The 21,084-nt window shown below is 60.1% G+C and carries 19 protein-coding genes; 4 read left to right on the forward strand and 15 right to left on the reverse strand.

Annotated features, from left to right (window positions below; all coding sequences use genetic code 11):
• Positions 1-45: 45 nt before the first annotated feature.
• Positions 46-2,457, forward strand: coding sequence for a penicillin acylase family protein (locus AB4N74_RS22355; RefSeq protein ID WP_460097259.1), 2,412 nt, complete (start codon positions 46-48; stop codon positions 2,455-2,457).
• A 196-nt stretch (positions 2,458-2,653) separates the two neighbouring features.
• Here AB4N74_RS22355 and AB4N74_RS22360 read toward each other — a convergent pair whose 3' ends face one another.
• Positions 2,654-3,619, reverse strand: coding sequence for a GlxA family transcriptional regulator (locus tag AB4N74_RS22360; RefSeq protein WP_460097261.1), 966 nt, complete (start codon positions 3,617-3,619; stop codon positions 2,654-2,656).
• A gap of 152 nt (positions 3,620-3,771) precedes the next feature.
• Between AB4N74_RS22360 and AB4N74_RS22365 the strand changes: the two genes are divergently transcribed.
• A complete protein-coding gene (locus AB4N74_RS22365) occupies positions 3,772-4,410 on the forward strand; it encodes an HD domain-containing protein (protein WP_093429781.1) in 639 nt (212 codons plus the stop codon).
• A gap of 150 nt (positions 4,411-4,560) precedes the next feature.
• Here AB4N74_RS22365 and AB4N74_RS22370 read toward each other — a convergent pair whose 3' ends face one another.
• The 8 genes from AB4N74_RS22370 to AB4N74_RS22405 all read right to left on the reverse strand — a co-directional run bounded on the left by AB4N74_RS22370 (position 4,561) and on the right by AB4N74_RS22405 (position 13,371).
• Positions 4,561-5,451, reverse strand: coding sequence for an ABC transporter permease subunit (locus AB4N74_RS22370; protein WP_093429780.1), 891 nt, complete (start codon positions 5,449-5,451; stop codon positions 4,561-4,563).
• Positions 5,448-6,329, reverse strand: coding sequence for an ABC transporter permease subunit (locus tag AB4N74_RS22375; RefSeq protein WP_177413063.1), 882 nt, complete (start codon positions 6,327-6,329; stop codon positions 5,448-5,450). The genes AB4N74_RS22370 and AB4N74_RS22375 overlap by 4 nt, the downstream gene beginning before the upstream one ends.
• Before the next feature lie 35 nt (positions 6,330-6,364).
• Positions 6,365-7,507, reverse strand: a complete 1,143-nt coding sequence (locus tag AB4N74_RS22380; RefSeq protein WP_034151965.1) for an ABC transporter ATP-binding protein — start codon at positions 7,505-7,507, stop codon at positions 6,365-6,367.
• 67 nt (positions 7,508-7,574) lie between these two features.
• Complete coding sequence (locus AB4N74_RS22385; protein ID WP_099757457.1) at positions 7,575-8,672, reverse strand: polyamine ABC transporter substrate-binding protein; 1,098 nt, start codon at positions 8,670-8,672, stop codon at positions 7,575-7,577.
• A gap of 187 nt (positions 8,673-8,859) precedes the next feature.
• On the reverse strand, positions 8,860-9,969 hold the full coding sequence (locus tag AB4N74_RS22390) for a polyamine ABC transporter substrate-binding protein (RefSeq protein WP_099757458.1): 1,110 nt from the start codon (positions 9,967-9,969) through the stop codon (positions 8,860-8,862).
• A 171-nt stretch (positions 9,970-10,140) separates the two neighbouring features.
• The gene (locus AB4N74_RS22395; RefSeq protein WP_093429776.1) at positions 10,141-11,505 is read right to left on the reverse strand and encodes an aspartate aminotransferase family protein; all 1,365 of its coding nucleotides are present in this window, start codon (positions 11,503-11,505) and stop codon (positions 10,141-10,143) included.
• Between the two features lie 56 nt (positions 11,506-11,561).
• A complete protein-coding gene (locus AB4N74_RS22400) occupies positions 11,562-12,920 on the reverse strand; it encodes a glutamine synthetase family protein (RefSeq protein WP_099757459.1) in 1,359 nt (452 codons plus the stop codon).
• 94 nt (positions 12,921-13,014) lie between these two features.
• Complete coding sequence (locus AB4N74_RS22405; RefSeq protein WP_139213374.1) at positions 13,015-13,371, reverse strand: gamma-glutamyl-gamma-aminobutyrate hydrolase family protein; 357 nt, start codon at positions 13,369-13,371, stop codon at positions 13,015-13,017.
• Between the two features lie 278 nt (positions 13,372-13,649).
• On the opposite strand from AB4N74_RS22405, the gene AB4N74_RS22410 reads away from it, so the two are divergent.
• Both AB4N74_RS22410 and AB4N74_RS22415 read left to right on the forward strand, forming a co-directional pair.
• Entirely contained in the window at positions 13,650-15,026 is a 1,377-nt protein-coding gene (locus tag AB4N74_RS22410; protein WP_038358985.1) for a glutamine synthetase family protein, read from the forward strand.
• A gap of 276 nt (positions 15,027-15,302) precedes the next feature.
• Complete coding sequence (locus AB4N74_RS22415; protein ID WP_116254288.1) at positions 15,303-15,941, forward strand: TetR/AcrR family transcriptional regulator; 639 nt, start codon at positions 15,303-15,305, stop codon at positions 15,939-15,941.
• Between the two features lie 178 nt (positions 15,942-16,119).
• Here AB4N74_RS22415 and AB4N74_RS22420 read toward each other — a convergent pair whose 3' ends face one another.
• The 6 genes from AB4N74_RS22420 to ssuE all read right to left on the reverse strand — a co-directional run bounded on the left by AB4N74_RS22420 (position 16,120) and on the right by ssuE (position 20,780).
• Positions 16,120-16,335, reverse strand: coding sequence for a TOBE domain-containing protein (locus tag AB4N74_RS22420; protein WP_003229256.1), 216 nt, complete (start codon positions 16,333-16,335; stop codon positions 16,120-16,122).
• A gap of 27 nt (positions 16,336-16,362) precedes the next feature.
• Positions 16,363-17,169 carry an aliphatic sulfonates ABC transporter ATP-binding protein gene (gene ssuB / locus AB4N74_RS22425; protein WP_460097266.1) on the reverse strand — a complete coding sequence of 269 codons (807 nt, stop codon included), beginning with the start codon at positions 17,167-17,169 and terminating at the stop codon, positions 16,363-16,365.
• A complete protein-coding gene (ssuC, locus tag AB4N74_RS22430) occupies positions 17,166-17,948 on the reverse strand; it encodes an aliphatic sulfonate ABC transporter permease SsuC (RefSeq protein ID WP_257356571.1) in 783 nt (260 codons plus the stop codon). The genes ssuB and ssuC overlap by 4 nt, the downstream gene beginning before the upstream one ends.
• A gap of 8 nt (positions 17,949-17,956) precedes the next feature.
• The gene (ssuD, locus tag AB4N74_RS22435; protein WP_007939251.1) at positions 17,957-19,105 is read right to left on the reverse strand and encodes an FMNH2-dependent alkanesulfonate monooxygenase; all 1,149 of its coding nucleotides are present in this window, start codon (positions 19,103-19,105) and stop codon (positions 17,957-17,959) included.
• A gap of 25 nt (positions 19,106-19,130) precedes the next feature.
• Positions 19,131-20,096: a sulfonate ABC transporter substrate-binding protein gene (locus AB4N74_RS22440; RefSeq protein WP_034151972.1), complete on the reverse strand. Its 966-nt coding sequence runs from the start codon at positions 20,094-20,096 to the stop codon at positions 19,131-19,133.
• A 90-nt stretch (positions 20,097-20,186) separates the two neighbouring features.
• The gene (gene ssuE, locus AB4N74_RS22445; RefSeq protein ID WP_007913832.1) at positions 20,187-20,780 is read right to left on the reverse strand and encodes an NADPH-dependent FMN reductase; all 594 of its coding nucleotides are present in this window, start codon (positions 20,778-20,780) and stop codon (positions 20,187-20,189) included.
• Positions 20,781-21,084: the final 304 nt, after the last annotated feature.

Consider the following 21,084-nt stretch of genomic DNA (forward strand, 5'->3'; position numbering starts at 1 on the left):
TTTGCAGCCCGACGGGCGGCATTCCCGCATGCACAAGGAGTCACCATGAAGCGCGTGTTCACCGTACTTGGCTTGCTCATCGTTGTTCTGCTTGCCGGCGTCGGCTGGTATGTCTACAGCAAACAACCCACACGCCAGGGCCAGGTTGAACTGCGCAACCTGCAAGGTTCGGTGACCGTGCGCTATGACGAGCGCGGCGTGCCGCACCTGCGCGCCGAGAACGAAACCGACCTCTACCGCGCCCTCGGCTACGTGCATGCCCAGGATCGCCTGTTCCAGATGGAAGCCATGCGCCGCCTCGCTCGAGGCGAACTGGCCGAAGTACTCGGGCCGAAACTGCTCGACACCGACAAACTGTTCCGCAGCCTGCGCATCCGTGAACGCGCGGCCAGTTACGTCGCCAGTCTCGATAAACAGTCACCGGCGTGGAAGGGCCTGCAAGCCTATCTGGATGGCATTAACCAATATCAGGACACCCACGCCGCACCGATCGAGTTTGACGTGCTGGGCATCCCCAAACGACCGTTCACCGCGGAAGACAGCATCAGCGTCGCCGGCTATATGGCCTACAGCTTTGCGGCGGCGTTTCGCACCGAGCCGTTGCTGACCTATGTGCGCGATCAACTCGGCGCTGATTACCTCAAGGTCTTCGATCTCGACTGGCAACCCAATGGTGTGCTGGCCAACGGTCACGCCAAACCTGCGCCGGTCCTCGCCGCCGGCGACTGGAAAGACCTCAACGCCCTCGCCCGCCTCAGCGAACAAGCGCTGATCGACCATGGCCTGCCGCAGTTCGAAGGTAGCAACGCCTGGGTCATCGCCGGCAGCCGCAGCCAGAGTGGCAAGCCTCTGCTGGCGGGTGATCCGCACATTCGCTTCTCGGTGCCGTCGGTGTGGTACGAGGCGCAATTGTCGGCGCCGGGCTTCGAGCTGTACGGCCATCATCAGGCGCTGGTGCCGTTCGCGTTTCTGGGGCACAACCTGGATTTCGGCTGGAGCCTGACCATGTTCCAGAACGACGATCTGGACCTGATCGCCGAGAAGGTCAACCCGGATAATCCGAATCAGGTCTGGTATCGCGGCCAGTGGACCGACATGGTCGTTACGCAGCAGCAGATCAATGTAAAGGGCCAGCCGCCGGTCACCCTCACCCTGCGCCAATCGCCCCACGGCCCGATCGTCAATGATGCCCTCGGCACCGCTGCCGGCAAAACGCCGATCGCCATGTGGTGGGCCTTCCTCGAAACGCCGAACCCGATCCTCGAAGGCTTCTACCAGCTCAACCGCGCCGACACGCTGGCCAAGGCCCGCGCCGCCGCAGCCAAGGTGCAGGCACCGGGGCTGAACCTCGTCTACGCCAACGCCAAGGGCGATATCGCCTGGTGGGCCTCGGCGCTGCTGCCCAAGCGTCCGGCCGGGGTGCGGCCGGAATTCATTCTCGACGGCAGCAGCAATCAGGCGGACAAGGACGGCTTCTACCCGTTCAGCGCCAACCCGCAGGAAGAGAACCCGGCGCGCGGTTATATCGTCTCGGCCAACTTCCAACCCGTCTCGCCGACGGGCATGGAGATTCCTGGTTACTACAACCTCGCCGATCGCGGCCAGCAACTCAATCGTCAGCTCAGCGACAAGAGCGTGAAGTGGACCAACGAAGCCAACCAGAAACTGCAACTGGGCACCGCCACCGGCTACGGCCCGCGCTTGCTGGCGCCATTGCTGCCGGTGCTGCGCGAGGTGGTCAGCGATCCGGCGCAACTGAAACTGGTCGAGCAACTGGCGCAATGGCCGGGCGACTATCCGCTGGACTCGGTCAGTGCGACGGTGTTCAACCAGTTCCTCTACGACCTGGCCGATGCGGCGATGCGTGATGAGTTGGGCAATGATTTTTTCGACACCTTGCTGTCGACGCGGGTGATCGATGCGGCGTTGCCGAAGCTGGCGGCGAACGCCGATTCACCGTGGTGGGATAACCGCAACACGGCGAACAAGGAGACCCGTGCCGATGTCGTGCGCGCGGCGTGGGCGGCGAGCATGCAGCACCTGAAGCTGACCCTCGGCGACAATTCGGCCGAGTGGAAATGGGGCGCGGCGCACACGCTGACCCATGGCCATCCGTTGGGGCAACAGAAACCGCTGGAGCGGATTTTCAATGTCGGGCCGTTTGCCGCGCCGGGCAGTCATGAGGTGCCGAACAACCTCTCGGCGAGGATCGGCCCGGCGCCGTGGCCGGTGACTTATGGGCCGTCGACGCGGCGGTTGGTGGATTTCGCTGACCCGGCGCACGGCTTGACGATCAACCCGGTCGGTCAGAGTGGTGTGCCGTTTGACAGTCACTATGACGATCAGGCTGAGGCGTATGTTGACGGGATGTATGTGCAGGCGCATTTCAATGCCGAAGAGGTGACAGCGAATACGCGCAGTACCTTGAAGTTGTTGCCGGCGCGGGCAGCGCCTTAAAAGCCCCTCACCCTAACCCTCTCCCGGGGGGAGAGGGGACTGACCGAGGTGTCTTTTGTCATACATCGACCTGAAAGAACGGTGTCGATTATGGATTCACAACCGCTCACTCAGGTCGGCGTATCTCGCCAATATCCCCCAATCGGCCCCCTCTCCCTATGGGCGGTCCGACGTTTCGGGAGGGCTGGGGTGAGGGTTAAAGCAGCACCGCAAAATTCAGCCGAAACTGCTGCGGCGTAACCCCCAACCGCCGGTTGAACACCCCGCGCATATGCTGCGCATCCCGAAACCCGCACTGATAGGCCACCGTCTTCAACGGCGCCGCCGTGCTTTCCAGCATCACCCGCGCCGCATCCACCCGCGCCCGCTCGACGAACTCCGCCGGGGTGACTTTGGCTTCCCGGGCAAACACCCGCGAGAAATTGCGCGCACTCATGTTCGCCGCATTGGCCAGATCGGCAATCGTCAGATCGCCCGTGAGATTGGCCAGCACATACAACTGCACCATCGCCACCGCCGAGGTCGGCTCCGCGTGCGGTGTGAGGAATGGGCTGAACTGTGACTGCCCACCGGAACGCTGGGTGAACACCACCAGCCGCTTGGCCACGCTCAACGCCACTTCGGCACCGTGATCACGGGCCAGCAGGTACAGCGACAGGTCAATCCCCGCCGTGACCCCGGCCGAGGTGTAGAGCGTGCCGTCCTCGACATACAAGCGATCGGCCTCAACCTGCGTTGTCGGACACAACTGCGCCAACGCCTCGGCATCGTTCCAGTGGGTGGTGACGGTGCGCGCCTCCAGCAATCCGGCCCGCGCCAGCATAAACGCGCCGTTGCAGATCGAGCCGAAACGCTGCGCCCGTGCGCAGGCCCCGCGCAGCCAACCGTCGAACGTCGTGCCGAAATCCATGAAGGGCAGTTGCGGCCCACCGGCGACCAGCAGCAGATCGTAGGCGTCGAGTGCTTCGCTGAAATGCCGATGGGCATTCAGGGTCAAACCGTTGGAACAGGCCATCGGCCCGTGCTCGACGCCGATTACTTCGAGCCGATAGTGATCCTCGGGCGCCAGGAAGCGATTAGCCTCGGCGAACACATCCATCGGGCCGCTGACGTCCAGCGACTGCACGCTGGGGAACACGACGATGGCGACGGTTTTGGTCATGGCGGCAAAGCTCCTTTGGGTCTGACCCGAGTTGGCACGATTTGCAGGTGGATTGGCAAGGATCGCAGCCATGCATCGATTGTCCGCTTCCAGCGCCGGGAACAGACTTTCCCCATCAGCGCCACAACGGCGTTTCAGTGAGGAAACTTGCCATGACCACAACCATCGCCGGCATCAAAATCCCTGACAGCGCCCTCGCCCGGGCCACCACCGAATACATCCGCGACATCGAATCCGACCTGCTCTACCACCACTCGCGCCGGGTCTTTCTGTTCGGCGCGTTGAGCGGCGAGCGTCAGCAACTGGCTTACAACCCGGAGCTGCTGTACGTCGGCGCAATGTTCCATGACCTCGGTCTGGTCGAAGGTCACCGCAGTGATGATGAGCGCTTCGAAGTGGACGGTGCCAACGCAGCGGCGGCTTTTCTCAAACCGTACGGGTTGAGCGATGACGACATCGAGCAGGTCTGGCTGTCGATTGCCCTGCACACCACGCCGGGCGTGCCCAAGCATCTGCGTCCAACAGTGGCGCTGGTGACCGCTGGTGTGGAAATGGACGTGCTGGGGATGGATTACGCGGCGTTCAGCACTGTGCAGCGTGAAGCGGTGGTGCATGCGCACCCGCGTGGGGAAGGTTTCAAGGAGTGCATCATCTGCGCGTTTGCCGATGGCTTGCGCCATCGTCCGCAGACGACGTTTGGCAATGTGAAGACTGATGTCCTGAAGGATCAGCAGCCGGGGTTCAAGCCGATGAACTTTGTTGAAGTCATCCGCCAATCTCCGTGGATTTGAATATCACCAGAAACAACTGTGGGAGCGAGCTTGCTCGCGAATGCGGTGGGTCAGCCAACATTTCAGTCGCCTGACACGCCCTCTTCGCGAGCAAGCTCGCTCCCACAGGGACTGGGGTTAATCACAGATTTGTGATCAACCCCATTTGGCTTACGCCGCTTCCGGCGCCGGGGCGCGACGCACGTCCGGCTGCTTCCACGAATCGGCTGCGCTTTCTTCGATGGCTTGCTGGATGGCTTTCTTGCGCGCTTCTTCGGCACGGCGGCTGAAGAACCAGACCATGAAGGTCACGATCGACACCGCCAGCAGAATCAGACTGGCAACGGCATTGATCTCGGGTTTCACACCCAGACGTACCGCCGAGAACACCTCCATCGGCAGGGTCGTCGACCCCGGACCAGAGACGAAGCTCGCCAGCACCAGGTCATCCAGCGACAGCGCGAACGACATCATGCCGCCCGCCGCCAGCGACGGCGCGATCATCGGGATGGTGATCAGGAAGAACACCTTCCACGGCCGTGCACCGAGGTCCATGGCCGCTTCTTCGATCGACAGGTCCAGCTCACGCAGACGCGCCGACACCACCACCGCCACATACGCCGCACAGAATGTGGTGTGGGCGATCCAGATGGTGACGATGCCACGTTCCTGCGGCCAGCCGATCATCTGCGCCATGGCCACGAACAGCAGCAACAGCGACAGACCGGTGATCACTTCCGGCATCACCAACGGCGCTGTGACCAGACCGCCGAACAGCGTGCGGCCCTTGAAGCGGGTGATACGGGTCAGCACGAACGCTGCCAGCGTACCCAGCGCCACCGCAGCGACCGCGGTGTAGCAGGCGATTTCCAGCGAGCGCAACACCGAGCCCATGAGTTGCGTGTTGTCGAGCAAACCGACGTACCACTTGATCGACCAGCCGCCCCACACCGTCACCAGTTTCGAGGCGTTGAACGAGTAGATCACCAGGATCAGCATCGGCAGGTAGATGAACAGCAAACCCAGAACCAGCATCAGGCTGGAGAAACGGAAGCGCTTCATTCTTTACCCTCCATTTCCTTGGCCTGACTGCGGTTGAACAGAATGATCGGCACAATCAGGATCGCCAGCATCACCACCGCCAGCGCGGACGCTACCGGCCAGTCACGGTTGTTGAAGAACTCTTGCCACAGCACCTTGCCGATCATCAGGGTTTCCGGACCGCCAAGCAGTTCCGGGATCACGAACTCACCGACCACCGGGATGAACACCAGCATGCAGCCGGCAATGATGCCGTTCTTGGACAGTGGAATGGTGATTTTCCAGAAGCTGTTGAAGGTGCTCGAACCGAGGTCGGAAGCGGCTTCCAGCAGGCTGTGATCGTGCTTCACCAGGTTGGCGTACAGCGGCAGGATCATGAACGGCAGGTACGAATAAACAACACCGATGTACACCGCGAGGTTGGTGTTGAGGATTTGCAGCGGCTCGTCGATGAACCCCATGCTCATCAGGAAACCATTGAGCAGACCGTTGTTGCTGAGGATGCCCATCCACGCGTAAACGCGGATCAGGATTGCGGTCCAGGTCGGCATCATGATCAGCAATACCAACACCGTTTGCATTTCTTTACGGGCGGTGGCGATGGCGTAGGCCATCGGGTAGCCGATCAGCAGGCAGAGGACGGTGCTGATGAACGCCATCTTCAACGAGCCGAGGTAAGCGGCGATGTACAACTCGTCGCCCGCCAGCATCGCGTAGTTGCCAAGGTTCAGCAGCAGTTGCAGCTTCTGCTCGGCGTACGTGTAGATCTCGGTGTACGGCGGAATGGCCACGTCGGCTTCGGCGAAACTGATCTTCAGGACGATGAAGAACGGCAGCATGAAGAACAGAAACAGCCAGATGAACGGAACCCCGATGACCAGTTGCCGGCCATTGGGGATTATTCGGTTGATGCGACGTTTGAATTTGCGCATGTTCATGAGCGAAGTACCACGCCGCTGTCGTCTTCCCACCACACGTAGACCTGATCACCCCAGGTCGGACGCGCGCCGCGACGTTCAGCGTTGGCCACAAACGACTGCACCAGTTTGCCGCTCGGCAATTCAACGTAGAACACCGAGTGCCCGCCGAGGTAGGCGATGTCGTGCACCTTGCCGCTGGACCAGTTGTACTCGCAGGTCGGCTGGTCGGCGGTGACCAGCAGCTTCTCCGGGCGGATCGCGTAGGTCACGGACTTGTCCTGCACCGAGGTGCTGATGCCGTGGCCGACGTAGATCTGCCGATCGAGATCCTTACAGGTGATGGTCGCGTGGCCTTCGGCGTCGTCGATCACTTCACCTTCGAAGATGTTGACGTTACCGATAAATTCGCAGACCAGACGGCTGGTCGGGGTTTCGTAGATGTCGATCGGGCTGCCGATCTGGGCGATCCAGCCCAGGTGCATGATCGCGATGCGCTCGGCCATGGTCATGGCCTCTTCCTGGTCGTGGGTCACCATCACGCAGGTCACGCCGACGCGCTCGATGATTTCCACCAGTTCCAGCTGCATCTGCGAACGCAGTTTCTTGTCCAATGCGCCCATCGGCTCATCGAGCAGCAGCAACTTCGGTCGCTTGGCCAGCGAACGTGCCAGCGCCACACGCTGACGCTGACCGCCCGACAACTGATGCGGCTTGCGCTTGGCGTACTGGCTCATCTGCACCAGCTTGAGCATCTCGGCCACACGGGCATCGACCTCGGCCTTGGGAATCTTGTCCTGCTGCAGGCCGAAGGCGATGTTCTGCGCCACGGTCATGTGCGGGAACAAGGCGTACGACTGGAACATCATGTTGATCGGACGTTCGTACGGCGGCATGTCGGTGATGTCGACGCCGTCGAGGAAAATCCGCCCCTCCGTGGGCCGTTCGAACCCTGCCAGCATCCGCAGCAGAGTGGATTTGCCCGATCCCGAACCGCCGAGCAAGGCGAAGATCTCGCCCTTCTTGATTTCCAGGGACACATCGTCCACGGCAATCGTCTCGTCGAACTTCTTCGTGACCCGGTCGATTTTGACCAACACCTGTTTCGGTGTCTGGTCGCCCTCGAGGGCTTTCTTATAGGCGCCGGAGGCAACTGCCATTTACGAAACTCCCAGAAAAAAACAATGCAGTTCGCCCAATGCAGACGAACCCAGGATAGTTTGTGCCTTACTTGCCCGACTTGACCTTGGTCCAGCTGCGGGTCATCAAACGTTGAATATTGGGCGGTAACTCGGTCGACACGTAGGTCTTGTCGAGTACTGCTTGCGGTGGATAAACCGCTTCATCGGTGCGAATGGACTGTTCCATCAGCTTGTCCGAACCCGGGTTGGGGTTGGCGTAACCGACGTAATCACTGACTTGGGCAATCACCTCAGGTTTCAGCAAATAGTTGATGAAGGCGTGGGCCTCTTTGACGTTGGACGAATCCTTCGGAATCGCCAGCATGTCGAACCACAGCGCGCCGCCTTCTTTCGGGATCGAGTACGCGATGTTCACGCCCTTCTTGGCTTCCTCGGCGCGGTGCTTGGCCTGGAAGATGTCCCCGGAGAAACCGATGGCCACGCAGATATCGCCGTTGGCCAGGTCGCCGATGTACTTGGACGAGTGGAAATAGGTCACGTACGGACGCACGGCGAGCAGTTTGGCCGTGGCCTTTTCGTAATCCTTGGTGTTGGTGCTGTTGGCGTTCAGGCCCATGTAGTTGAGCACGGTCGGCATCATTTCATCCGCCGAATCGAGGAACGCGACGCCGCAGCTGTGCAGCTTCTTGATGTTCTCGGGTTCGAACAGCACGCTCCAGGAATCGATCTTGTCGATACCGAGCACTGCCTTGACCTTGTCGACGTTGTAACCGATGCCGTTGGTGCCCCACAGGTACGGCACGGCGTACAGGTTGCCCGGATCGTTTTGCTCCAGACGCTTGAGCAGCACCGGGTCGAGATTGGCATAGTTGGGCAACTGCGACTTGTCGAGTTTCTGGAACGCGCCAGCCTTGATCTGCTTGCCAAGGAAGTGGTTCGACGGCACGACCACGTCGTAACCGGTACGCCCGGCCAGCAGCTTGCCTTCCAGGGTTTCGTTGGAGTCAAAGACGTCGTAGACCGGTTTGATCCCGGTTTCTTTCTGGAAATCGGCCAGCGTGGTCTCGCCGATGTAATCGGACCAGTTATAAATATGTACCGTACCGGCGGCCTGGGCTCCGACGGCGATCGTCAGGCCGGCAGTGGCCAGCAGGGCTTTGCGCAAAGAAGAAAAAATAGGCAAGTGGAGGTCCTCTAAATTAGTTGGGCCCAAGTTGCCCCGCACTGCATGACAGCCATGGCTGCCCGGCAACAAAACCGGCGCGCAACTTACCCTCGAAAAACCGTTCCTGCAAAACTTCCTGTCATTTAATTGATCCGCTGGCCGCCCTCGCGGGGACGACGGCCAGCGGTTGCTGCTTCAAACCGGCTTATTTACCGGATTTGATCTTGGTCCAGCTGCGGGTCATTTCACGCTGGGTCGCTGCCGGCAAGTCGGCGATCGCATACAACTTGGCCTGCACGTCGGCTGGCGGGTAGATGCCTGGATCGCTGGTGATGTCTTTTTCCACCAGTGCGGTTGCAGCGGCGTTACCGTTCGGGAAACGTACGGCGTTGGTGATGCCGGCCATGACTTCAGGCTTCTGCAGGAAGGTCATGAACTTGTAGGCGCCTTCAACGTTTTCGGCATCTTTAGGGATGGCGACCATGTCGAAGAAGCTGCCCGCGCCTTCTTTCGGAATGGCGTAGCTGACTTTCACCTTGTCACCGGCCTCGGCGGCACGCGACTTGGCCTGCTGCACGTCACCCGAGTAGCCGACCGCTACGCAGATGTTGCCGTTGGCCAGGTCCGAGATGTACTTGGAGGAGTGGAAGTAGGTGATCGAAGGACGAATCTTGAGGAACAGTTCCTCGGCTTTCTTGATGTCTTCTTTCTTCTGGCTGTCGGTTGGCAGGCCCAGGTAGTGCAGCGCGACCGGGAGCATTTCGGTCGGCGAATCGAGGAAGCTCACGCCGCAGCCCTTGAGTTTGGCGATGTTCTCCGGCTTGAGCAGCACGTCCCACGAATCGATGGTGTCGACGCCCAGCGCAGCCTTGACCTTCTCTGCGTTGTAACCGATGCCGATCGAGCCCCACATGTACGGGAAGGCGTGCTTGTTGCCCGGGTCGCTGACCGACACGGCCTTGAGCAGGTCCTGGTTGAGGTTCTTCCAGTTAGGCAGCTTGGACTGGTCCAGCTCCTGGTAAACGCCAGCCTTGATCTGCTTGGCCAGGAAGTTGTTCGACGGTACGACCACGTCATAGCCGGACTTGCCCGCGAGCAGTTTGGCTTCCAGGGTTTCGTTACTGTCGAATACGTCGTAGACCACCTTGATCCCCGACTCTTTCTCGAAGTTGGCGATGGTGTCCGGCGCGATGTAATCCGACCAGTTGTAGACGTGCAGTACTTTGTCGTCCGCGTGAACCGCACCCGCCATCATGCCCGCCACGGACAGCGCGAGAAGTGTCTTGCCAGCAAGCTTTTTACCTAATGCCTTCATGCGTCATGCTCCAAATTTTTCTTTTTTGAACCACTTTGTTCAGCGGCCGAACCCGGACAACTGGAACCGCGGTTAGTCTGGCAAGATCCGAGGCGGTCTTTCAAGAAAAGACCGGCCTTTCTGACAGCTTTGAGCGAGAGCGCCGCAGCTCCCCCGCTCAGAGCCTAGCACTTAGCCTTGCAACGCACTGAGGGTCAGGTCCAGACACTTGCGTGCCTTGGTCACCAGCTCATCGATCTCGGCTTTGCTGATCACCAGCGGCGGCGCGATGATCATGGTGTCGCCCACAGCGCGCATGATCAGGCCATTGTCGAAGCAGAACTGGCGGCAGATCATGCCGACGCCCTTGCCTTCATAACGCTTGCGCGTGGCCTTGTCCTGCACCAGCTCGATCGCGCCCAACAGACCAACCCCGCGAACTTCACCCACCAACGGGTGATCACTCAGTTCCCGCAGACGTTTCTGCAAATACGGTGCCGTTTCGTTGCGGGCGTTCTCGATAATTTTTTCGTCGCGCAGAATGCGGATGTTTTCCAGGCCCACCGCTGCTGCCACCGGGTGACCGGAGTAAGTAAAGCCGTGGTTGAAATCGCCGCCTTCGTTGAGCACCGCCACAACGGAGTCGCGAACGATCAGGCCACCCATCGGGATGTAGCCGGAAGTCAGGCCTTTGGCGATGGTCATCATGTCGGGCGCAAGGTCGTAGAAATCGCTACCGAACCACTCACCGGTACGGCCGAAACCACAAATCACTTCGTCGGCGACGAAGAGGATGTCGTACTTGGCGAGGATTTCCTTGATGCGCGGCCAGTAGCTGTCTGGCGGAATGATCACGCCGCCGGCGCCCTGGATCGGCTCGGCAATAAAGGCACCGACGTTGTCGACGCCGACTTCGAGAATCTTCTCTTCCAGCTGGTTGGCCGCCCAGATACCGAACTCTTCCGGGGACATGTCGCCACCCTCAGCGAACCAGTACGGCTGCGCGATATGAACGATGCCCGGGATCGGCAAGTCGCCTTGTTCGTGCATATACGTCATGCCACCGAGGCTCGCGCCGGCTACGGTCGAACCGTGATAACCGTTCTTGCGGCTGATGATGACTTTCTTGTTCGGCTGGCCTTTGATCGCCCAGTAGTGGCGAACCATACGCAGCATGGTGTCGTTGCCTTCGGAGCCAGAGCCGGTGAAGAACACGTGGTTCATGCCTTCCGGCGCCACGTCGGCAATCGCCTTGGCCAGTTCCAGTGCCGGCGGGTGCGCGGTCTGGAAGAACAGGTTGTAGTACGGCAGTTCGCGCATTTGTTTGGCGGCCGCATCGGCCAGCTCATCACGACCATAACCGATGGCCACGCACCACAGACCAGCCATGCCGTCGAGAATCTTGTTGCCTTCGCTGTCCCACAGGTAAACGCCCTTGGCGTTGGTAATGATCCGCGGGCCCTTCTCTTTCAGTTGCTTGAAGTCGCTGAACGGGGCCAGGTGGTGATCATTGCTGAGTGCTTGCCACTCGCGGGTTTGCGGGTTGTTGCTGGTCATGCCAATTCTCCTTGTTATCGGTGAAGGCGCGGCTGCTGCCAGCCGCGCCCGGCGTATCAGACGGCGAAGAGCAGGTACTCACGCTCCCAGGAACTGATCACGCGCTTGAAGTTTTCATGCTCGGCCCGTTTTACCGCGACGTAGCCAGTGATGAAGGTTTTGCCCAGGTACTTCTCGATGGTCGCGCTGTTTTCCATACGTTCCAGTGCGTCTTCGATGGTCAGTGGCAGGCGCAGGTTGCGGCGCTCATAACCACGGCCCACCACCGGCGCGCTCGGGTTCAGGCCTTCGATCATGCCGATGTAGCCGCAGAGCAGGCTCGCGGCAATCGCCAGGTACGGGTTGGCGTCGGCGCCCGGCAAGCGGTTTTCCACACGGCGGTTCTGCGGGCCGGCATCGGGTACGCGCAGGCCCACGGTGCGGTTCTCTTCGCCCCACTCCACGTTCACCGGTGCCGAGGTATCCGGCAGGAAGCGGCGGAACGAGTTGACGTTCGGCGCGAACAGCGGCAACAACTCAGGAATCAGTTTCTGCAAACCACCGATGTGATGCAGGAACAACTGGCTCATGGTCCCGTCTTCATTGGAGAAGACGTTCTTGCCGGTTTCGATGTCGATGATGCTCTGGTGCAAATGCATCGCGCTGCCCGGCTCGCCGGTCATTGGCTTGGCCATGAAAGTCGCGGCCACGTCGTGCTTGAGTGCTGCTTCACGCATGGTGCGCTTGAACACCAGAATCTGGTCGGCCAGCGACAGTGCGTCACCGTGACGGAAGTTGATTTCCATCTGCGCCGTGCCGTCTTCGTGGATCAGCGTGTCGAGGTCCAGCTCCTGCAGTTCGCACCAGTCGTAGACGTCTTCGAACAGCGGATCGAATTCGTTCGCCGCTTCAATGGAGAACGACTGACGACCGATTTCCGGACGGCCCGAACGGCCAATCGGCGGCTGCAACGGATAATCAGGATCGTCGCTGCGCTTGGTCAGGTAGAACTCCATTTCCGGCGCGACGATCGGCTGCCAGCCCTTGTCGGCATAGAGCTTGAGAACTTTCTTGAGGACGTTGCGCGGCGACAGCTCGATCGGGTTGCCCTGCTTGTCGTAGGTGTCGTGAATTACCTGGGCGGTCGGCTCGATGGCCCACGGCACCAGGTACACGGCGTTCTGGTCGGGGCGGCAGATCATGTCGATGTCGGCCGGGTCGAGCAGTTCGTAATAGATGTCGTCTTCGACGTAGTCGCCGGTCACGGTCTGCAACAGCACGCTTTCTGGCAGGCGCATGCCTTTTTCGGCGATGAACTTGTTGGTCGGCGAGATCTTGCCCCGGGTGATACCGGTCAAGTCGGCGATCATGCATTCGACTTCTGTGATCTTGTGGTCTTTCAACCAATCGGTGAGCTGGTCGAGGTTGTTACTCATAAATGCCTCTGGGCTGAGTCTCCTGACAGGATGTCAGGCAAAGTTTGACGCTTTGAGCGTCGCGTTAAAGGGGGCTTGCTCGCGCAGTACCGGCTTACGCCTGGCACCGCGCATAGACAATGAAAGAGGAGCTTACCTGCCCTTTACGCTGGCGTTGCATTTCCTGTGCACAGACGAGGCGTGCAGAATCATGAGCACGGCTGGGCACGCGACACAGGCTTTGGGAGTGAAAGCGATCTATATTGGAAGGGGACGCCATAAACAGGATGCTGTCCCGTACGTCCAGAATATCGGACGCTTGCGCTTGAGCGACCATGGACGGGAACATCGTCGGCAACGGTTCAGCCATGCTGGCTGCGCTACGGACGGATTTTTCGCCACTGATGTGATGAGCATGCAGACCGGACTGTTGCGAGCAGTCGGTGATGCCGATTAACGGCAGGCGAGACATGAAGCACCCCGGTATTATTGCTGTTATGGGTTTGATCGGAGCTTAGCCTTGTTCATTTTTTTACACAACACCCCCGTAAAAAATACAACACGGCCTGCTCAAGCCCGCGGGTGGCAAGCTTCCTCAGGACAAAAAACTGCCCAAAAATGCCCCATAAATGCCCTCACAGCGCTTTTTTAGGGCAAAAAAGGCCTCGCTTGACTTCGGCAGGCCGTTCGGGTTGACTGAAACCAGAAAAGATCAATGATTGATATTTTTAACAACAAAGGTGTTGCATCATGTCGGTACCCCCGCGTGCCGTTCAGCTTAACGAAGCGAACGCGTTCCTTAAGGAACATCCTGAGGTTCTGTACGTTGACCTTCTGATTGCGGATATGAATGGTGTGGTGCGCGGCAAGCGCATTGAACGCACCAGCCTCCACAAGGTTTACGAGAAAGGCATCAACCTGCCGGCCTCTCTATTTGCTCTGGATATCAACGGTTCAACGGTGGAAAGCACCGGCCTGGGCCTGGACATCGGCGACGCCGATCGTATCTGCTATCCAATCCCCGATACCCTGTGCAACGAGCCATGGCAGAAGCGCCCGACTGCGCAACTGTTGATGACCATGCACGAACTCGAAGGCGACCCGTTCTTCGCCGATCCGCGCGAAGTGCTCCGTCAAGTTGTTGCAAAGTTTGACGAACTGGGCCTGACCATTTGCGCCGCATTTGAACTCGAGTTCTACCTGATCGACCAGGAAAACGTGAACGGCCGTCCTCAGCCGCCACGCTCGCCGATCTCCGGCAAACGCCCGCACTCGACGCAGGTCTACCTGATCGACGACCTCGACGAATACGTTGACTGCCTCCAGGACATTCTGGAAGGCGCCAAAGAGCAAGGCATTCCGGCCGACGCCATCGTCAAGGAAAGTGCCCCGGCGCAGTTCGAAGTGAACCTGCACCACGTTGCCGACCCGATCAAGGCTTGCGACTACGCGGTTCTGCTCAAGCGTCTGATCAAAAACATCGCCTACGACCATGAAATGGACACCACCTTCATGGCCAAGCCGTATCCGGGCCAGGCAGGTAATGGTCTGCACGTACACATCTCGATTCTGGATAAAGAAGGCAAAAACATTTTTGCCAGCGAGGATCCCGAGCAGAACGCCGCGCTGCGTCACGCGATCGGCGGTGTGCTCGAGACCCTGCCCGCGCAGATGGCGTTCCTCTGCCCGAACGTCAACTCCTACCGTCGTTTCGGCGCACAGTTCTACGTGCCGAACTCGCCGTGCTGGGGTCTGGACAACCGCACCGTGGCGATTCGCGTACCGACCGGCTCTGCCGATGCCGTGCGTATCGAACACCGCGTGGCCGGTGCCGACGCCAACCCGTACCTGTTGATGGCTTCGGTACTGGCCGGCGTGCATCATGGTCTGACCAACAAGATCGAGCCAGGCGCGCCAGTCGAAGGCAACAGCTACGAGCAGAACGAGCAAAGCCTGCCGAACAACTTGCGCGATGCCCTGCGTGAGCTGGACGACAGCGAGGTGATGGCCAAGTACATCGATCCGAAATACATCGATATTTTCGTCGCCTGCAAGGAAAGCGAGCTGGAGGAGTTCGAACACTCCATCTCCGACCTTGAGTACAACTGGTATCTGCATACCGTGTAAGCGGTTGTAGCGCCAAACAGAACGCCGTCGGCTCTTGCAGCCGGCGGCGTTTTTTTATGTCCGGACTCAGATCCCAAGGGTGGGGGTGAATGGCCGCCTGCGGCGGTTCGCGAGCAAGCTCGCTCCCACAGAGATCTTCAGTGAACATGGGTTGTGTGTACACAGGAGATCCCCTGTGGGAGCGAGCTTGCTCCGGGCGGCGCTCCGACGAAAGCGGCCGACAAGACAACACACAAGCCGGCTCGTACAATGCCCGCTGCCCCGCAGGAGACTTCCATGACGCGACCCGCCCCCGTCCGCAAACCCCGTGCCCGCAGTCAGGCGCGCATCGATTCGATACTCGACGCCGCGCGCACGCTGCTGGCTGCCGAGGGCGTGGCGAGTCTGTCGATCTACAGCGTCGCCGAGCGCGCGCAGATTCCGCCCTCCTCCGTGTACCACTTCTTCGCCAGCGTCCCGGCGTTGCTTGAGGCACTGACGGCAGATGTGCACGCCGCGTTTCGCGCCTGCCTGCAAGCGCCGATTGATCATGACGCCTTGCGCGACTGGCGCGATCTGTCGCGGCTGGTTGAGCAACGGATGCTGGAGATCTACGATGAAGACGCGGCGGCACGGCAGTTGATCCTTGCCCAGCATGGTCTGACCGAAGTCACTCAGGCTGACCGTCAGCACGATATTGAACTGGGCGACCTGATGCACAAGCTGTTCGATCATCACTTCGAATTGCCTAGGCTGCCGAAGGATGTCGATGTGTTCGCCCTGGCGATGGAGTTGGGTGATCGGGTATATGCGCGTTCGGTGCAGCAGCATGGGCAGATCACGCCGCGCATGGCCGAGGAAGGCATGCGCGTGTTTGATGCCTATATCGGCCTGTATCTGCCGCCGTATCTACCCAAAAGATCTCTAGTGCTCTGACTGGCCCTTTCGCGAGCAAGCTCGCTCCCACAGTGATTTGTAGTGAATACAACATCTGTGGGCAACACCGAACCTGTGGGAGCGAGCTTGCTCGCGAAGGCCGCACCGCAGTTTTCAGATCAGGCACAAAAAACCCCGAACGGCTCACGCTCTCCGGGGTTGTTTTTTACTCACCGACTTACAGCTTGGCGATCGACACCTCGGTGGATTTCACAAAGGCGATCACTTCGCTGCCGACCACCAGTTCCAACTCCTTGACCGAGCGGGTGGTGATCACCGAAGTGACAATGCCGGAAGCGGTCTGCACGTCGATTTCCGACAGCACGTCACCGAGGACGATTTCCTTGATCGAGCCTTTGAACTGGTTGCGGACGTTGATGGCTTTGATAGTCATGGCAATGATTCCTGTCGTTTGCTTGAGTTATTGAGCCCAACGCAGTTGCGTAGGCAGTGGTGAAACAGGTTCCGGCGCCGGCGGTTCGCCGGGCAGGGAGAGAACACGGTTAAGCACTTCGGTTTCCAGCGCCGCCAGTCGGTGCGAACCACGCACTCGCGGTCGCGGCAGTTCCACATGCAGATCAAGACCGACTTCGCCGTCCTCAATCAGAATCACCCGGTCGGCAATCGCCACCGCTTCGCTGACGTCATGAGTCACCAGCAGCACGGTGAAGCCGTGTTGCTGCCAGAGACGTTCGATCAGTTGCTGCATTTCAATGCGGGTCAGTGCGTCGAGTGCGCCGAGCGGTTCGTCGAGCAGTAACAGACGCGGTTGGTGGATCAGCGCCCGCGCCAGTGCAACCCGCTGCTTCTGTCCGCCAGATAACGCCGCCGGCCACTCATTGGCGCGATCCGCCAGCCCTACCGCTTCCAGCGCTTCCAATGCTTGCGGGCGCCAGTTGCCCTTGAGGCCGAGACCGACGTTGTCGATGATCTTTTTCCATGGCAGCAGACGTGCTTCCTGGAACATCAATCGGGTGTCTTCCCGCGCATCGCTGAGCGGCGCAGAACCGGCGAGCAAGTCGCCGCCAGTCGGTTGATCGAGCCCGGCGAGCAAGCGCAGCAAGGTACTTTTGCCGCAACCGCTACGCCCAACCACGGCGACAAACTGCCCCGCCGGAATGTGCAGATCGATGTCACGCAGCACCTGCCGCGCGCCGAAGGTTTTCTGCAGGTTGCGCACTGCCAGCGGAATCCCGCGCAGCAGGCGTGGAGGTTGTTGAGCGGTCATGCCGCACCTCCTTTGGCAACCTGATACGCCGGGTGCCAGCGCAACCACACACGTTCAAGTCCACGGGCCGAAAGGTCAGCGAGTTTGCCGAGCACCGCGTAAAGCAGGATCGCCAGCACCACCACGTCGGTCTGCAAGAACTCGCGAGCATTCATCGCCAGATAGCCGATGCCCGAGCTGGCGGAAATGGTTTCGGCGACGATCAGCGTCAGCCACATAAAGCCCAGGGCGAAACGCACACCGACCAGAATCGAAGGCAGCGCACCCGGCAGAATCACCTGCCAGAACAGGCTGAAACCGCTCAGGCCATAACTGCGCGCCATCTCCACCAGTGCCGGGTCGACGTTGCGGATGCCGTGATAAGTGTTGAGGTAGATCGGGAACAACGTGCCCAGCGCCACCAGAAAAATCTTCGCCGACTCGTCGATGCCGAACCACAGGATCACCAGCGGAATCAGCGCCAGGTGCGGCACGTTGCGGATCATCTGCACCGAACTGTCGAGCAGGCGTTCGCCCCACTTCGACAGACCGGTGATAAAGCCCAGGACCAGACCGATGCTGCCGCCGATGGTGAAACCGAGGGCTGCACGCCAGCCACTGATGGCCAGGTGCGTCCAGATCTCGCCGCTGCGCACCAGGCTCACGCCGGCCTCGATCACCGCCACCGGTGCCGGCAGAATCCGTGTCGACAACCAACCCGCCGACACCGACAACTGCCACACCGCTAGCAACAACACCGGCAACGCCCAGGGCGCGAGGCTGTGGATGATTTTCTTCATGGCGCGCCTCAGCTCTGCGACGCGGCTTTGGGAAGAATGTCGTTGGCGACCATCTCGCCGAACGGGCTGACATAACCGGCGCTTTTCGGCAGTTCCGGGCGCTCGATGTCGAGATGCGGGAACAGCAGTTCAGCGACGCGGTACGACTCTTCGAGGTGTGGATAACCGGAGAAGATAAAGGTGTCGATGCCCAGATCGGCGTATTCCTTCACGCGCGCGGCCACGGTCGGGCCATCGCCGACCAGCGCCGTACCGGCACCACCACGCACCAGACCGACGCCGGCCCAGAGGTTAGGGCTGACTTCGAGGTTGTCGCGACTGCCGCCGTGCAGGGCGGCCATGCGTTGCTGGCCGACCGAATCGAACCGCGCCAGCGAAGCCTGAGCACGAGCGATGGTGTCGTCGTCCAGGTGCGAGATCAGCCGATCCGCCGCTTGCCAGGCTTCAGCGTTGGTTTCACGGACGATCACATGCAGACGAATGCCGAAGCGCACGGTGCGGCCGAGCTTGGCGGCTTTGGCGCGCACCTGTTCGATCTTCTCCGCAACCGCTGCGGGCGGCTCGCCCCAGGTCAAGACCATTTCCACTTGTTCTGCAGCCAGATCCTGCGCCGCTTCCGAAGAACCACCGAAGTACAGCGGCGGACGCGGTTGCTGGATCGGCGGATAGAGCAACTTCGCGCCTTTCACGCTGATGTGCTGACCGTCGTAATCGACGGTTTCGCCTTCCAGCACACGACGCCAGATGCGGGTGAATTCCACCGAAGCCTGATAGCGTTCTTCGTGGCTGAGGAACAGACCGTCGCCGGCCAATTCTTCCGGGTCACCGCCGGTGACCAGATTGAACAGCGCACGGCCGCCGGACAGGCGATCAAGGGTCGCAGCCTGTCGCGCCGCGACCGTCGGGGAAATGATCCCGGGGCGCAGAGCCACGAGGAATTTCAGGCGCTGGGTCACCGGGATCAGCGACGCTGCCACCAGCCATGAGTCTTCGCAAGAACGGCCGGTAGGAATCAGCACACCGCCGAATCCCAGACGATCCGCCGCTTGCGCGACCTGTTGCAGATAACCGTGGTCGACGGCGCGAGCGCCTTCGGCGGTGCCAAGGTAATGGCCGTCGCCGTGGGTAGGCAGGAACCAGAAGATATTGAGGCTCATGGAGTGGTCTCCTTAGGAATTCGAATTACTGCGCTTTAGCCACAGCGGCCGGTGGTGTCCAGATCACATCCTTGATGCTCAATGGCTTGGGAATCAGCTTGAGCTGGAAGAACGTGTCGGCGATTTTCTGCTGCGCGGCGACCACTTCCGGGGTCAGGAACAGTGCGCCGTAGCCCTGGCGTTTCACCGAGGTCAGGGTGATGTCCGCCGGCAGACCGAGCAGTGGCGCAACCTGTTGGGTCACGTCTTCAGGGTTGGCTTTGGACCACTCGCCGACTGCGCGCACTTCCTCGACGAGGGTCTTGATCACCTGAGGATTTTTCTCGGCGTAAGGCTTGGTCGCGAGGTAAAACTGGTGGTTGTCGACGATGCCTTTACCGTCGCGCAGGGTGTGCGCTTGCAGCTGTTTTTCAGCAGCAGCCTGGTACGGATCCCAGATGACCCAGGCGTCGACACTGCCACGTTCGAACGCGGCGCGGGCATCGGCGGGCGGCAGGAAGACGGTTTGAATATCGGTGTATTTGAGGCCGGCGTCTTCCAGTGCACGCACCAGCAGGTAGTGGACGTTGGAGCCTTTGTTCAGTGCGACCTTCTTGCCCTTGAGATCCGCCACCGATTTGATCGGCGAGTCTTTCGGCACAAGGATCGCTTCGCTGTTCGGCGCTGGCGGTTCGTAGGCAACGTAAAGCAGATCGGCGCCGGCCGCCTGAGCGAAGACGGGCGGGGTTTCGCCGGTGACACCGAAGTCGATCGAGCCGACGTTCAGGCCTTCCAGCAGTTGCGGGCCGCCGGGGAATTCAGTCCATTGCACGTCGACGCCTTGGGCGGCCAGACGTTTTTCCAGAGTGCCCTTGGCCTTGAGCAGCACCAGCGTGCCGTACTTCTGATAACCGATCCGAAGAGTCTCGGCTTGAGCTTGAGTGATGGCGCCGAAGGTGACAGCCGCAGCAAACAGAGCGACCAGACCACGACGCAAAAATACAGTGCGCATAGCGCTCTCCTTTTTGCTGTTGGGTTTTGGCTGCACCTGCTTGACCGTTAGCGGCGAAGTAAGGTGAGTTACATCAAATGCGGGTGTGGCTTAAATGCTCCAGCGAGCACTCAACAAACGTTCGTTCAACAGGCCCGGTTCCAGCGGTTTCGGCCGGCGGGCCATGGCGCCGACAAACTGATCCAGCGCTTCATGCAGTCGCTGCTCCAGCGCCGGTGCCAGTTGTGCTGCGGCACTGCCTTCGCCGTAAGCGATCTGGCTGTCCTCGGCGAAAATCCCTTGGAGCATTTCCTGGGCTTTCAGCGCGGACAACACAGGCTTGAGCGCGTAATCGACCACCAGCATGTGGGCGATGCTGCCGCCGGTGGCCATTGGCAAAACAATCTTGTGGTTCAGGGCGCGCTCCGGGAGCAGATCCAGCAACGTCTTCAACGCGCCGGAAAACGAAGCCTTGTACACCGGCGTGGCGATCAACAGGCCGTCGGCGTTTTCGATCTGTTGCAGCAGGTCGAGCACCTTCGGGCTGTCGAAGCGGGCGTGAAGCAAATCTTCAGCCGGGAAGTCCCGCACCTGATAACTCACCACTTCAACCCCTTGCGCCTGCAACCAGCGTTGCGAGCGTTCCAGCAGCACCCCGGAACGGGAGCGCAGGCTGGGACTGCCACCGAGTGAGACGACCAGCATTGAGACAATTCCTTAAGCGTTTCAGGCGATTCGCGGGTTGCGATCTCGCTTCGATGGGAGTGACCTTACCAGCTGATTTATATATCCATAAATCATATTTATTCATTTGGTTATGCATTTTGGAGATATGCGATTCGCTTTGTTTCGGGCGAAAAAAAGGCCGTCGAAACGGCCTGAAATCCCCTGCTTAGTAGCAACCACTGATCGTTCCCACGCTCCGCGTGGGAATGAATCCATGGACTCCGCGTCCACTGTGACGCAGAGCGTCACGGGCGGCATTCCCACGCGGACGGTTCGACGCCTC

This window comes from Pseudomonas sp. H3_C08 (assembly GCF_054669455.1).